The sequence below is a fragment of the Planktothrix mougeotii LEGE 06226 genome (genome assembly GCF_015207485.1).
GTDB lineage: Bacteria > Cyanobacteriota > Cyanobacteriia > Cyanobacteriales > Microcoleaceae > Planktothrix.
This window is the reverse complement of the sequence record NZ_JADEWU010000002.1, coordinates 29,599-44,257: the sequence shown is the minus strand read 5'-3', so window position 1 is coordinate 44,257 and position 14,659 is coordinate 29,599. Positions and strand designations below refer to the sequence as shown.

Annotated in this window: 10 protein-coding genes; 8 read left to right on the top strand and 2 right to left on the bottom strand. The window is 38.6% G+C overall.

Translation table 11 applies throughout. The features are described 5' to 3' along the window. Positions 1–334 precede the first annotated feature (334 nt). Both IQ236_RS01210 and IQ236_RS01205 read left to right on the top strand, forming a co-directional pair. A complete protein-coding gene (locus IQ236_RS01210) occupies positions 335–3,139 on the top strand; it encodes a GAF domain-containing sensor histidine kinase (protein ID WP_193867594.1) in 2,805 nt (934 codons plus the stop codon). A gap of 204 nt (positions 3,140–3,343) precedes the next feature. Then, on the top strand, positions 3,344–5,926 hold the full coding sequence (locus IQ236_RS01205; protein ID WP_228041366.1) for a GAF domain-containing sensor histidine kinase: 2,583 nt from the start codon (positions 3,344–3,346) through the stop codon (positions 5,924–5,926). A 12-nt stretch (positions 5,927–5,938) separates the two neighbouring features. Here the strand turns inward: IQ236_RS01205 and IQ236_RS01200 are convergent, their stop codons facing one another. Both IQ236_RS01200 and IQ236_RS01195 read right to left on the bottom strand, forming a co-directional pair. Beyond that, positions 5,939–7,465 carry a metallophosphoesterase gene (locus IQ236_RS01200; protein WP_322744062.1) on the bottom strand — a complete coding sequence of 509 codons (1,527 nt, stop codon included), beginning with the start codon at positions 7,463–7,465 and terminating at the stop codon, positions 5,939–5,941. A gap of 148 nt (positions 7,466–7,613) precedes the next feature. Continuing rightward, positions 7,614–9,410 carry an N-acetylmuramoyl-L-alanine amidase gene (locus IQ236_RS01195; RefSeq protein ID WP_193867592.1) on the bottom strand — a complete coding sequence of 599 codons (1,797 nt, stop codon included), beginning with the start codon at positions 9,408–9,410 and terminating at the stop codon, positions 7,614–7,616. Between the two features lie 186 nt (positions 9,411–9,596). On the opposite strand from IQ236_RS01195, the gene IQ236_RS01190 reads away from it, so the two are divergent. From IQ236_RS01190 to IQ236_RS01165, 6 genes are all read left to right on the top strand, one after another. Then, entirely contained in the window at positions 9,597–10,049 is a 453-nt protein-coding gene (locus tag IQ236_RS01190) for a KGK domain-containing protein (protein WP_193867591.1), read from the top strand. 251 nt (positions 10,050–10,300) lie between these two features. Then, positions 10,301–10,768, top strand: a complete 468-nt coding sequence (locus IQ236_RS01185) for a KGK domain-containing protein (RefSeq protein WP_193867590.1) — start codon at positions 10,301–10,303, stop codon at positions 10,766–10,768. Positions 10,769–10,775: 7 nt separating this feature from the next. Beyond that, the gene (locus IQ236_RS28125; RefSeq protein WP_322744061.1) at positions 10,776–10,964 is read left to right on the top strand and encodes a DUF4089 domain-containing protein; all 189 of its coding nucleotides are present in this window, start codon (positions 10,776–10,778) and stop codon (positions 10,962–10,964) included. A gap of 581 nt (positions 10,965–11,545) precedes the next feature. Further along, the gene (locus tag IQ236_RS01175; protein ID WP_375539504.1) at positions 11,546–12,373 is read left to right on the top strand and encodes a cobyrinic acid a,c-diamide synthase; all 828 of its coding nucleotides are present in this window, start codon (positions 11,546–11,548) and stop codon (positions 12,371–12,373) included. A 122-nt stretch (positions 12,374–12,495) separates the two neighbouring features. Continuing rightward, a complete protein-coding gene (gshA, locus tag IQ236_RS01170) occupies positions 12,496–13,647 on the top strand; it encodes a glutamate--cysteine ligase (protein ID WP_193867589.1) in 1,152 nt (383 codons plus the stop codon). 133 nt (positions 13,648–13,780) lie between these two features. After that, on the top strand, positions 13,781–14,242 hold the full coding sequence (locus IQ236_RS01165) for a tRNA (cytidine(34)-2'-O)-methyltransferase (RefSeq protein ID WP_193867588.1): 462 nt from the start codon (positions 13,781–13,783) through the stop codon (positions 14,240–14,242). The last annotated feature ends 417 nt before the right edge of the window (positions 14,243–14,659 follow it).

Sequence of the window (14,659 nt, the reverse complement as noted above, 5' to 3'; positions counted from 1 at the left end):
AAAACCGGGTTTCTGATCACCAGGAACCCGATTTTTATATCCGGCTGTGTTGGTGAGTACACTACGTTATAGTCCCTATTCATCATTCGTAATTCATCATTCGTAATTCGTAATTCCTAATTCCCTGTTCCCTAGCCAACAAAAAACTATTGATTCGGTATAAAATAGAACTGTTTTCAAGGACGCATCATCCCACCCCAAGGAAGATAATTTGAGATCAAGGTTAGGGGAAAAAATTAAATAGTCTGTTTCGCTGTGAACACTCAAGTATCTTGAGTGCTGTTTTTTTCATTATCTCAGTGAAGCTTGAAAAAGCTTGCTATAGGACAAGATCATGAATGGGCTGGAAAATACACAACAACTTCAATCTCAATTAGATCAACAGGTTTTACTGTATCGGATTACGAACCGGATTCGACAATCCCTAGACTTACCCGGTATTTTAACAGCCACCGTTGCCGAAATCCGTTCATTTCTAGGAACGGATCGGATTATGATTTATGAATTTAGTCCCGATGGCAGTGGGGAAGTGGTAGCAGAAGCTCGGTTTGGAGATCGCCTCCCGTCCTTATTGGGATTACATTTTCCCGCCGATGATATTCCTGCTTATACCCGTGAAATGTATTGTTCCCTCCGTCAACGTACCATTGTGAATGTCGCTGGGGGAACAATGGGGATCAGTCAGCATTTAGAAGAGACTGGAACCTCATCGGGGATTGATTATCGCACCCTTGATCCCTGTCATCAAACTTATTTAACCGCTATGGGGGTAGAGGCTTCTCTGGTGGTTCCGATTTTACTCCATCCCCTCAATCCGGTTAGTTCTGAGAAACCTAAGCTTTGGGGATTATTAGTCTCCCATCACGCCGAACCTCAATCTATTTCTGAATCCGATATCCACCTTGTCCAGCTATTAGTTGATCAACTGGCCATTGCTATTGCTCAGGCAAATTTACTCAGTGAAACCCAGCAACAAGCCCAACAGGAAGCCACGATTAACACCGTTGTGTCTCTCCTCCATGAACGTCCCACCATTGAACTGTTAGCGGCTTTAGAAGCAACAGTAAAAGCGTTGCAAGGGGTGGGAGGACGGCTGTATATTCAACCCAATGCACCCCATCCCCCGGAAGTCTTTACCTGGGGGAAACAGCCCCATCCTCCTGATGGAATTCCTTCAGGGATTTTAGAAGAACATCCATTGTGGCAACATTGGTTAACCAATGGTTATGGAGCCTCCTCTCAAGCCAACGCCACCCCGAATCCAGCCTTATCTGCTTGGGTGATTACGGATGTTTATAAAGAACCTCAATGGCGAGTATTGCTCCGCAATTTTCAATCAACACCGATTCGAGGAATATTAGTTTTACCGATTCAATATCGTCAACAATTATTAGGGGTTTTGACAATTTTTCGGGACGAAATTGATACCGAAACCCTTTGGGCGGGAGAATTTGACCCTAGTGTCAAACAAATGATGCCTCGACAGTCCTTTGAAATTTGGCGAGAATCTAAACAAGGTCAAGCCCAACCTTGGACAGAAGCAGAATTAACCTTAGCCAAAGCATTAATTCATCAATTTGCAATGGCTATTCAACAATATCGATTATATCAAGAAGTTCAGTGTTTAAACCTGAATTTAGAGGAGCAAATTGATGAACGAACCAATCAACTGAAACGAGCTTTAGATTTTGCTAAAACTTTAGAACGAATTACGGATCAAATTCGTCGAACGTTAGATTTAAAAACTACATTATCGTGTTTAGTCCGAGAAGTTAGAGCCTTATTAGATACGGATCGGGTCGTTATTTATCAGCTGATCAATCAACAAGCTGGAGAAGTCGTATTTGAAGATCGGCGAGACTCCATTCATTCCCTTGTCGGGATGCAAACACCGGAGGATTGTTTTCCCGAAGACATGGTGATGCTCTATCGAGAAGGACGAATGAGAGCAATTTGTGATGTTTATAATGAAAATTTAGCGCTGTGTCATCAGGAATTTTTAGAAAGTTTGGGGGTGCGGGCTAATTTAATTGTTCCCATTAACCAAGAATTGAAGATCTGGGGATTATTAATTGCCCATGAATGTACCCATCCTCGCAATTGGGAAACTGAGGAATTGGATATTTTAAAACAATTAGCCGATCAAGCTGCGATCGCCATTGCTCAAGCTGAATTGTATGAACAAAGTCGCAGAGCCGCCCAAAATGAACAAGCTAAAGCTGAACAACTGACTCATACCCTCAATGAACTCCAAAAAACCCAAAGTCAACTAATTCAAACGGAAAAAATGCTCAGTTTGGGGCGATTAGTTGCGGGGATGGCCCATGAAATTAATAATCCCATTAATTTTATCTTTGGTAATTTACTATATGCCAGTGAATATACCCAGAATTTATTAAATCTGATTCAACTTTATCAACGCTATTACCCCTATCCAACCTCGGAAATTGTTAATTATATCAGTACCATTGAGTTAGATTTTATTGCCAAAGATTTGCCTAAAATTTTGGAATCTATGCAAAGTGGAGCCGACCGAATTCGTCAATTAGTGTTATCCCTTCGCAATTTTGCCCGACTCGATCAAGCGGATTTAAAATTTGTTGATCTACATGAAGGAATTGAAAGTACGTTATTGCTGTTACAACATCGTCTCAACATTAATTCCGACGCTCCCGAAATTCAAGTTAAGCGACAGTATGGCAACCTTCCGGCGGTGGAATGTTATGCCAGTCTCTTAAATCAAGTTTTTATGAATATTCTCAGTAATGCCATTGATGCGTTAGCATTTAAAACACAAGGATCGAATCAGAATTTTTCCACCTCTGAACAGACACAACCCTGCTTAGAGATTCGTACCGCTTTGAGGGATGAAATTACAGCTTTACCGAAAATTGTGATCTCGATCATTGACAATGGTACAGGGATTCCTAACGCATTACTTCCCCATATCTTTGATCCGTTTTTTACCACAAAGCCTGTGGGCCAAGGAACCGGGTTAGGATTATCAATCAGTTATCAAATTATTGTTGAAAAACATAAAGGATCGCTGAAATGCCTTTCTCACTGGGGGCTGGGAACCGAATTTAAAATTGAAATTCCCTTGCGACAATCTCTTTCGGATGTTACCCTCAATTCCTAAATCACCCAATTGAGATTTGCTAGGATAAGCATTTTTTAACCCATATACGGAGGTCAAATCAATGATTTAAAACTCAATTTTTGTCTTATAAAAGCAGGGATCAACTTTCTTGAATATCATCAATGTGATCCTGTCTCAGGTTCGTTAAATTTCGGAGAAATTCAATTTTTTAGAATAACTTAACATCATTTTAGGCGCGAGTGTATGATCGTAAATCAGCATCAATGGGAGCAGTTACGAGAATGCTGTCGGAATGACGTTGCATTTGCTCAATTACAGGAAATTTTAAATCTGAAACTGTTACCGTGCTATCAATCTTTATCCACCATCATTGAACGCATTAATCAATGTTTGGAATTAGAAGCCCTTTTACAAACTGCTACCCGCGAACTGCAAAACTATCTGAATGTAGATCGAGTTGCCATTGTGCAATGGTATCCCCAAGCAGAAGAAATTAAAGGGAAATATATTGCAGAAACTGTTTTAACTGGGTTTCCATCTCTGTTAAATTTTGAGATTAATACTGAGGAATTATTAGGGTTTAATCTTAACCATCCATCGCAGAAAGCGATTATCATTCCAGATATTTATTATGGAGGATTTAATCAATTACTGTTACAATGGAGTATTGATTACCAAATCAGAGCTAACTTAGGGGTTCCTTTATATACAACCCAACAGTTGTGGGGATTTTTATGGGTGCAAGATTGCCACCAACGCCGAGATTGGCAACCTCATGAAATTGAATTTATCCAAGAAATTGCTAAACACTTAGAAACCGCCATTCAGCAACGAGAATTATGGCAACTAACCTCTCGACAATTAGATCAACGAAAAACTTTAACACGGGTGATTTCTCGAATTCGGAACACGTTAAATTTAGATCAGATTTTTCAAGCCACGGTGACAGAAGTTCGACAACTTTTAAATGCAGATCGGGTTGGTATTTTCTATTTTAACCCCAATTCAGGATATGGAGAAGGGGAATTTATCTCAGAAGCAGTGGTAGCTGAATTTGATTCTGCTTTAGAGAAAAAAGTCAATGATCATTGTTTTTCTGAACGATTTTATCATCTGTATCAGCAAGGAAAAATTAACGCTATTTCTGATATTAATCAAGCCAATTTACAAGACTGCCATTTTCAGATTTTAGCCGAATTTAAAATTCGAGCTAATTTAGTCGTTCCTTTATTAAAAGCTGAAAAATTATGGGGTTTACTTTGCATCCATCAGTGTAACAGCCCTCGCCATTGGCAATCAGAAGAAATAGAATTTGTGATTCAAATTGCTCAAAATTTAGAAGTGGCGTTACAACAAATTGATTATATTGAACAAGTTCAAGAACAAGCTAAAAAACTGGTACAATTAACGGAACGAGAAAAAGCAGCAGAACAGCAAAAATTATTATATCAAGTTGTTGAAAAAATTAGAAACTCCTTAGATATTGCCACTATTTTTAATACCACTGCTGCCGAAGTCCGAACCTTTTTAAATGTAGATCGAGTGGTGGTTTATCGGTTTAATTCTGATTGGTCAGGTTATTTTGTAGCAGAATCTGTGATTGAGGGATGGAATTCTTTATTTGATACCGTTCCCATGATTCAAGACACCTATTTACAAGAAACTTTAGGAGGACGTTATCGAGATAATAAAACCTATGCCGTTGATGATATTTACACCGCCGGACATGAAGAATGTCATGTGAGATTACTGGAAAAATTACAGGCGAGATCCTATATTATTGTTCCGATTTTGCAAGGACAATTTCTCTGGGGTTTACTCGCTGTTTATCAAAATTCCTATCCCCGTCATTGGCAAGATGAAGAAATTAAATTATTAGCTCAAATTGGCACTCAATTTGGAATTGCTTTATTACAAGCTGAACTTTATGCTCAAACCCAAAAAAGAGCAGAAGAACTCGCGCAAGATTTACGACAAACCCAAACTCAATTGGTTCAAAGTGAAAAGATGTCAAGTTTGGGGCAGTTAGTGGCTGGAGTTGCTCATGAGATTAATAACCCCGTTAACTTTATTTATGGAAACTTGAGTTATGTCACGGACTACACGAGAGATTTATTAGATTTAGTTCAATTATATCAAGAAAAATCCCTAAATGCTGAACCCGAAATAGAAGAAAAAATTGAGGAAATTGAATTTGATTTTATTCGGGAAGATTTACCGAAAATATTATCTTCAATGAAAGTCGGAGCCGACCGGATTCGTCAATTAGTATTATCCTTAAGAAACTTCTCCCGCTTAGATGAATCTGAGGTTAAACCCGTTGATATTCATGAAGGGATTGATAGCACCCTATTAATTCTCCAACATCGCTTAAAATCTAAACCGGAGCGTCCTCCGATTGAAATTATTAAAAAATACGGGAAATTACCTAAAGTAGAATGCTATGCGGCTCAACTCAATCAAGTTTTTATGAATATTATTAGTAATGCCATTGATGAGTTAGAATCACTGAGTAAGGAATGTTCTGAAACCCAATATTTAATGATCCAAATTCAAACCGAGTGGCTTTCAAGTACCACAGAACATCCCCTAGAACGGGTCAGAATTGCGATTCAAGATAATGGTCATGGTATCCCTGAACACGTCAGAAAACATATTTTTGATCCGTTTTTTACAACGAAACCTGCGGGGAAAGGAACGGGTTTAGGATTATCCATTAGTTATCAAATTGTTGTGGAAAAACATAAAGGGATGATTGAATGTCAAGCCTTACCAGACCAGGGAACAGAATTTATCGTAGAGATTCCAGTTCATCAACAGGGATAAACAGTTTCCTCGTTAAAGGATAAAAGCGTTCTGTTCTTGGGTATTCCATCGACCTTTAAATCGTTCTGTAATTAAGGGTTTTACCCGAAATTTAGGTGATTTTCCCGCTAAAACATCAATGCGTAAACCTGAATAGGGACGGCGTTTTTCTCGACCTAAACCTGTGCGGCCCACAAATAATAACGATTCCGCAATTGAGCGCGATTTTACACCTGTTTCGGTTTCAAAAAACTCCATTAATTGATTTCCTTCGGGGCGTTGTCGGCGTAAACTATAGCCACTTCCACCACAAATTAACCAATGAATATAGGAATCTGCAAAGCCTGTATTTCCGGTATATAAATGTTCTAAACAATGAGCATGACCATTCAACACTAAATCCACAATTGGGCGATTTTCTGTCAGGTTGCCAATGGTATTAGACACTTCATTTAAAACATAACGCAAGTTATTTCGCACAGCAATAGTTTGAGCTTGATTCCATTTTGTGGCTTCTGTAACATAAGGAGGATGATGGAAATACAGCACTCGTCCTCGCACTTCTGAAGTATGCCAAGATTCAATTAAACGTTGTTTTAACCAGTTCAGTTGTTCAAAATCAATCGTAATATCTTGAGGAGCATTCAGTTGTTTCTGAATATCCATTTTTTGTTCTTCTAATTGTTCTATTTTTTCTAAATAATCATGAACAATTTCATCGCTTTTTCCCGGCTGACCTTGAAGGATATCTAATTCTTTCATGAATTGTTGTTTTTCCAATTCAATTGTATTAGATCGTTGCTGCAATTGCGATCGCAAATCTTCCCCCTGAAGGGTATTCGGTAAGGGTTCAGGAGCATTAAAAGTATTAGAATCTAAGGCAAAAAAATCAATTTCACCATAACGAAAGGTATAGTAACGATTCGGTAAACGAGTAAACAGTCCGGGTTGATAGCACAGACATCGACCTGTATTGGTTTTAGCCGTATAATGTTGGTCTAAATGGTGTTGAAGTTGTAAAGGATTAATTGTTACTAAATAATCTAAAAACGCTTGAGCATAAGCTTTTCCTTGAAACGAACCATGCCAACCAATATCAAAATCAAATTTAGAAAATAAAAGATGACGAGGTAACCAAATCAACTGAGCTAATAAACTATAAAACCAAGGTAAATCATAATAATCATGATTACCTAAAACGGGTAAAAAAGGTAAATTAAACACCATTTGATCATAACTAATTTTTTTAGGGTTTTCACCTCCCACTAAAAATTCTCGATAGGGATGAATAAAATTATCAGGGTAATATTCACTCGAACCCACTAAATAAACGACATCTCCCGTATGAACAATAAAACGGCAATTCTCCTGATTTTCTAATAACAATTCTGCAACTTTTCGTTGAGGACTTGGATTCGGTTTATAGCCTGTTCCACTATCTCCTATCACTAAAAATGAAAATTCAGTATCCTGATTTTTTCCATCATCAATGACTAAAGAGGTTTGATCAATACCTTGATTCACAATTAACGGATCTTGCCAACGAACCCGCTCTTTCATTTTATTTATTTTTGTGGCAATGGGGGGATCAAATACAAACTGCATATTACAAAATTTTTCCCATTTAATATAAGTTTTAAAATCTCAGGAGGTGCGTGCGCGATGCTTACGCACCCTACTTTATTGTAACACTTAAAACCTATCTTAATTATTGGGTTAATTTTACCCACTCTACTATCCCATCTGCTAAAGTTATAGCTAATTTTTGTTGTTCTTGGGGATTAACAATCCATTCAAATTCCTCTGGATTAATCATAAATCCTAATTCCAGTAAAACCGATGGCGCGACAGTAGGACGAGTTAAGGCTAAATTATTCCAAAAGACCCCATAGGAAGGACGGTTTAATGCCTTTACTAAATAGTGATGTAAAAATGCTGCTAAACTATGAGCTTGGGGGTTATACCAAAAGGTACTCACTCCTTTTGTTTTAATCGCATCTCCATTATCGGGTAAAGCATTATAATGAATAGAAATTGATAAATCCGGTTCCTGTTGATTAATCATTTTTACTCGGTCTTGAGGATACAAATCCTCATCCCCTTGGCGGGTCATAAAAACTGAAGCACCCCGTTTAATTAATTCGGCTTCTAATAGTTTAGAAACCACTAAATTAACATCTTTTTCAGGATAACCTGTTGGCCCTTTTGCCCCTAAATCATTTTGACTCCCATGACCTGGATCAATTAAAATATTTAATCCCGATAAAGGTAAATTAGACTGTAATTGCGGGGGATTTTTGAAAGATAAAACTAAGGTTGTCCCCTCATAACGCAATTTATAACCCCATTGTTGTTTTGTTTTAAAATGAAAGGTATATTGCACCGCATCTTGTGCTTTTTCTCCCAAAGGAAATAACACAGGTTGCCAATCCATACGGGAAATTAAAGCATTATCATTAAAACGAATTGTATCCGTTTGAGCCGTTGTATTATAGAGGGTTAAAGTGAAACTTTGATCTTCTTGTTTAACCGTTATCGGAACAGGTGTTTGGAGGGGAAATGACACTTCTAACCAGTCTCCAACTTGGCGAGAACTTGCACTTCTAATTAAAGAATTCGGGGGTATGGGTTCGGTGGTAATTCGGGTTTCATTTGCTTTAATCCAGCCCCCATAATCAAGGCGTAAAAACTCCCCTTGTCGTCCTATAATTTGAGCACGAGTTCCTTTAGGTAAGGGGGTTAAACGAGAATTATCGGTACTAGGCCCCGTGCGTGCAGTTCCTTCCTCCACAATCACTTCAGCGATTTCAAATTGAGTGGGAGAAAGAATAGAAATTTGCCCGGTTGCATTTTGAGTCAGGGTCTGATTATTCAGGGTTAATTGATACTCAGGTTTGCCTAAATCTAATATTTTTTTATCGGCTGAAAAGCTTAAATTGTTTGCAATGACACCACAACCTTGATATTTTACAGTATTGGCTTTGATAGGTTGATTCTGTCCGGTTAAAACGGCTTTGTTATCGGGTAATTCTAAGCTTTGAGATTGTGAGGATAACGGAATTGTTTGTTCCGCTAATTTAACAGAAACCGTTGCCTTTGGTGGAGCGATCGCACTAAAACAAACAAGCTCCCCTGGAAGTATAGCGATATTCTCAGAGGGAGTCAATGAATCCTTTAAAAAGCTTACGGTTTCTAAGGGAGTAGCTTCCGTTGAAATTCGAGTAATATTGAGTTTGATTTTTTGATTTTTATAGCGTAGAATGAAAGTGTTTTCCCCAAGCTGCAATTGAACCGTGGGTGCAAAGTGACCAGCAGGACTTCGGGAAATAACTTGACCATTAATTGACACTTCTCCTTCCTGTGCAGCCGTTCCAATTAAAAAAATACGGTCAGATGTTGTTTTGTGATCATCGGGTGGATAAGCAACATATAAAGGTTGTTCTGCCGATATTGAAGATGACAAAGCCAAACTGATCATGGCTGTTAATCCTAGAATCTGTTTCATGAGTGTCGTTTGAATTCGTTCTCAACTTATTTTATCCGTTTAGGGAGTATGATACTACCCTTATTTTCTCCCTCTTTTGATCAAGTTTAATTTTTATTGCCTGATGCAATAAAAATTGAGCAAAAAAAGCAGCTAAGTTAGGGTATTAGGGTGCAGCCAAGAAAAATAGCCATAAGGAAGCCTACCATGAATCATGAGTTTTTTAGCTTAACTGAAGATGAGTATATTGTTAAGCTAGGGAAAGATACCTTCACAATTTCACGATTAAAAGAATTAATTGCGATTCAGTTTGAAGAGCATATTATGAATTACGGAGACTTTTTTAATTTGACATTTTCTCCAGCCAAGCATGATGCTTTTTGCTTTGATATGCGAAGTGTTCAGTTAATGTTTCCGTTTGAAGGAATGAGTGGTTATTTATTACCATTGGGTTCTAAAGATTGGATTTCAGGTCAGGTCAGAATTCAAGCCAATTTAAACTCAGATCCCGAAACTTTGAATCAAAGTTTTTCCGTCGAGATTCAGTTTGCAGCCGATGAACCGCGATTAATGAATCTCTTTCATTATCCTAGCGATTTTCAGGAAGAACCTAATTCTAATCACAAAATGTCGTCCTGTCATTTAGTCCATCAATCCTAATTGGGAATACTCTTAATTCTTAAATTCCCAAAAATTTCATCTACGGCTTGAATCAAATTCAATTCTCTCTAACCATCAGGGTCTTCAATAACCAATCATCGCCTCAATCCCATATAATTTGAATTTTGTAAAATTAAAAATAATAATAAATTAAACTTCACTTAAAATTTAAGCTAATTTTGTGAGATAATTCAAAATATTGGGTGTATGAGCAACACACACCCATCCTACTGAGTTGAGGCGTTAAACCGATGAGTGAATTATTTGTTAAGTTGGAACAGGATGACGATATTGTCATGTTGGGGAAGGATACGTTTACGGTATCCAGGTTGAAAGAGTTAATGGCTGAGAATATGAGGAGTAAACTGTTTGGTCAACCCTCGTTAGCTTCTTCATTATGCCAAAATTTGAAAATAACAGATAAATCAATAGATCTAGACTTACACGAAATTACATTAGTGTTTCCACCTAAAGGGATAGGCTGTCAGTTACTCAAGCTACAGTCTGGTAAGTGGATTTCAGGTAAAATCAGATTTCAAATTGATGTAGATTATAGATATATTCCTCAGAATCGAGGTTATAACAATAAAGTAATTACAGCGTTAGAATTTGCTCCCGATGAAATAACATCTAACGAAACAGAAGAACAACAAAACTCTAATTCCAATGAAAATTTAGATGAAATTAGAGCCAAATTAAACCAAATCAACGCTCTTTAATTGTAGGGTGCGTAAGCGCAGCGCACGCACCCATATTTTATTAAAATCAATCAAAATCATCAAAAACATCGAAGAATCTATCAATCAAATCGCCCAACTAATTAATTTACCCCTTCCTCCTCAATATCATCAAAGTGTAATTGCTAATTTAGAAAGAATAGCTGCGATCGCATCCCGAATTAACAACTTTTCCTGACCTGATAATATAGAAATAGCTCCGATTTTTAATCCCGACCCGACCTGTGATTATCTCAAGGGTAATTTTAGAAGAACAAGGAATCATTCAAGCTAAAATTGTTAATAACCGATGTTGATCGAAAGGGTATGGGGGAAACCTTATAAAATTACAAAAGGGTTTCATTCCTGTAATAATAAGAGGTAGAATAATCTGCAACTCTATGTTCCAGAATTCCATGAACGCTGAGACGTTAAGGAAGTGAGTTAGTCATTTTGGTGAGTCTGGTCAAAATTTAGCGTGATCTAAATCTAGGTTTGATTGTGATTGATGTCACATTAGGAACCCTGATCAATGGGCTCTGCGAAACGGGAAACTATCAAGACACAATTCAGCCAAACGGTAACAAATACGGCTCAGATCCCTTAGAATTAAAGACAATTCATCCAGTATTTTAGGGCTGACTTACTAGAGTCCAGATTGTCATTAGAAATCAACGGGAATCTTTGGGTAAAGTGTTTGAGGTTTAGGGGGAAATCTAAACCCAGGGGAAGAAGCAAGAGTGGATCACGGTAAATCAGCTTGATAGGGAATGAAATCAGATGATGAATCTTGAATACAGCGACGAACAACAGAGCGATTTTGCACGGCTGATGAGCCATAATATTTTATTTGATAAATTGCCCATTGAGGTGCAAAAATGGGCTGAAAGTTTGCCCTGGAATCAACGGCGTTATGTCCTTTCTTTATGTTATATTTTATGTGCATCTTCCCCAGAAAAACAAGCGGAATTTTTAGATGAATATACCGCCGACGGCTTAATGGCGAAGATGTTAGAAGATATTGATACGCTGCAACGAATCAAACAATATCTCAGTTGTTTTCGGATTAAAGCTGCCTTAAATGAATCAGTTTTACGCGGTTATATTCGGCAATTTTATATTCATTCTGCCCAAGATGCTCGTTGTCAACCTGGTCAATATTTAGAGTCGGCGTTAAAGTTAGCCTTAAGTCCGAAAGATAAAGATAATGTGTTTAATTATATTCTCGGATTTGAACTGATTAAACTCATGTTTCAAATGAGTTGGCTACAACAGGAACGACTGTCTCGATTACAAACCAATCAGGACTATTTTATCAAAAATTATCTCAAGCCAATTCAACACGCCCATCGAGTTAATGGGATTATTGTTCCTAAAGACGAACGAGTCTTTTTTGCTAAACGAGATTTCTATGTCCAGAAACCCGAAATTAAACCCAGAACCTTAATTGAATTAGTCATGGCAACCTTTACAACCAGCCAAGTCATTGCTTGTGGATTTTCTTTGACTCGTCATAGTCGAGCGTTTGAGTTTGATTATGATTATATTTTTAATTCTAACGAACCCGACAGCATTTTTCCCTGGGGTTCAGAATCCATGTTAGGATAAAAAATGGCTCTTATTTTGTAACAGCCAAAATCCCTAAATTTAAGGTTCAAACTAAAGGTAGTTTAATTAATTTATTGGTTTTCTATTGATTGGCCGTTTACACTCCGCCCAGGAACTGAACTATGCTCTTATCCAAAGGTTTTGAAGTTGAAATGTATACAGGAACTCCCCAGGGCGATATTGTGGGGCTGTCCGATAAAATTGTTGCGGACTTAGAAGGATTTGTCCGAGAACCTGATAGCCGAAACGTCGAATATACCACCGCCCCCCTGTGTAATTATGATCGGTTGTTGTGTGCCTTGGTTCGACCTCGGCGGATACTACGAAACTATTTACAACAGTTGGGAGACTATACCCTGTTACCCGGAAGTACATTATCCCTGGGAGACACAAAACATTTTTACCGATCTGATCCGCAAAATCCCTATCATACTTATATTGAACAAACCTACGGTACCGATGTCGTCACCGCCAGTATTCATATTAATGTTGGCATCGCTGACCCCGAACAGTTAATGCAAGCCATTCGCTTAGTGCGGGTTGAAGCTCCCCTTTATTTAGCGATGAGTGCCTCTTCTCCCTTCTTAGGGGGTGAAGTCACGGGGTATCATTCCACCCGTTGGCATCTGTTTCCCAAAACTCCAGCCTATGTCCCCTTATTTGAAAGCCATCGCCACTTTATTAACTGGACAGAAGAACAACTTCAAAAAGGAACCATGCAAAATGTTCGTCACCTGTGGTCATCGGTACGGCCCAATGGCGATCGCCGTCCCTATAATTTAAACCGTCTGGAACTCAGAATTTGTGATTTGATGGTTAACCCCATTGCCTTGTTAGCAGTCACAGCTTTATTAGAAGCACGCCTTTGGCAACTGTTAGAGAACCCTGACCTAGATCCACTCCAACACAGTGAACTTCCGGCAACCCGTCGTGCTGAAGATTTAGTTGCCCTCAGCGATGAAAATGAAATCCAAGCCGCCCACCATAGCTTAGATGCCCAATTGCGACATTGGAAAGATGGACGTTTAATCACCGCCAGAGATTGGATTGAACAACTGTATCAAGAAGTTTGGCCGATTGCCAAAAAACATGGGTTTAGCTGTTTTTTATCTCCGGTGAAAAAATTACTGCGAGAAGGCTCTACAGCCCAACAATGGGTGAATTTGTCCCAACAGGGTTGGGAAACCCGTGCTATTGTTCAGCACGCCATTCAAAAGATGGAACAGCAAGAGCAAGAGTTTGAAGATCAGATTTGCCAACCCCTTGTGGCCTAAAAAAGGCCCATTTTTTGATGAGAATATCTTATCGATAAATTTCTTTACAAAACATAAAGAAAAACTATAGATTGTTACTCGGACTAGGGGGTGATTAACCCCTTAATCCCTTGTTTCCTTGTCTAATTACCTCATGCCTCACGTTGTCTTAGTTCAGCCCCAAATCCCACCCAATACCGGGAATATCGCGCGTACCTGTGCAGCCACCTGTACCCAACTCCATTTAGTCGGGCCATTAGGATTTGAAATTAGCGATCGCTACCTGAAGCGAGCCGGATTAGATTATTGGCCCTATGTGTCCTTAACCTATCATCCCGATTTCTTCACCTTTGAGAGTTATCATCAACAACACAGTGGACGTTTGCTGGGATTTAGTACCAGAGGTGCTTCCAACTATGCCCAGTTTCAGTTTCAAGATTCAGACTGGCTACTGTTTGGAAGTGAAACCACAGGACTTCCCCCCGATGTGTTGGACGCTTGCACCGCAACCGTTTATATTCCAATGGCCCAGCCCGGAGTTCGGAGCTTGAATCTCTCCGTGAGTGTTGCCATTAGTTTATTTGAAGCCCGCAGACAATTGGGTTACTTGGCTTAAAATCGGTGACTCAAAACCCCCGGTTTTAGGAAAAATTTCTGTGATAACTTTTTTTTATAAATACCCGGATTCAATTGACCCCCAACAGTGATAGATTTTATTCATCTAAACGGGTGTTTTTTTGCCCGGGTCAAAAAAGCCCAAACCCTTAATTGAACTCGATCTGAGGTTCTTCACCGTTAATTTGCGAGGCATCTGACAAGCTAATCTCCATAAATTCAAGGGATTCCATTCCTATTGTATTTCTGGTAGAAACTGGTGTAGATTCTCATCTGGACTCTTGTAACAGAGTTCACTTAATCTTTAAAGTTCCTCGACCCTCAAGGGTTATTGTTGTTAAGAACGTTAGTTTTCAGGGTTTGCCTTTCTATGGAACTTTCGCTTTTCTTGCCGAAATTGAAAAAGCAAGGTAATCTG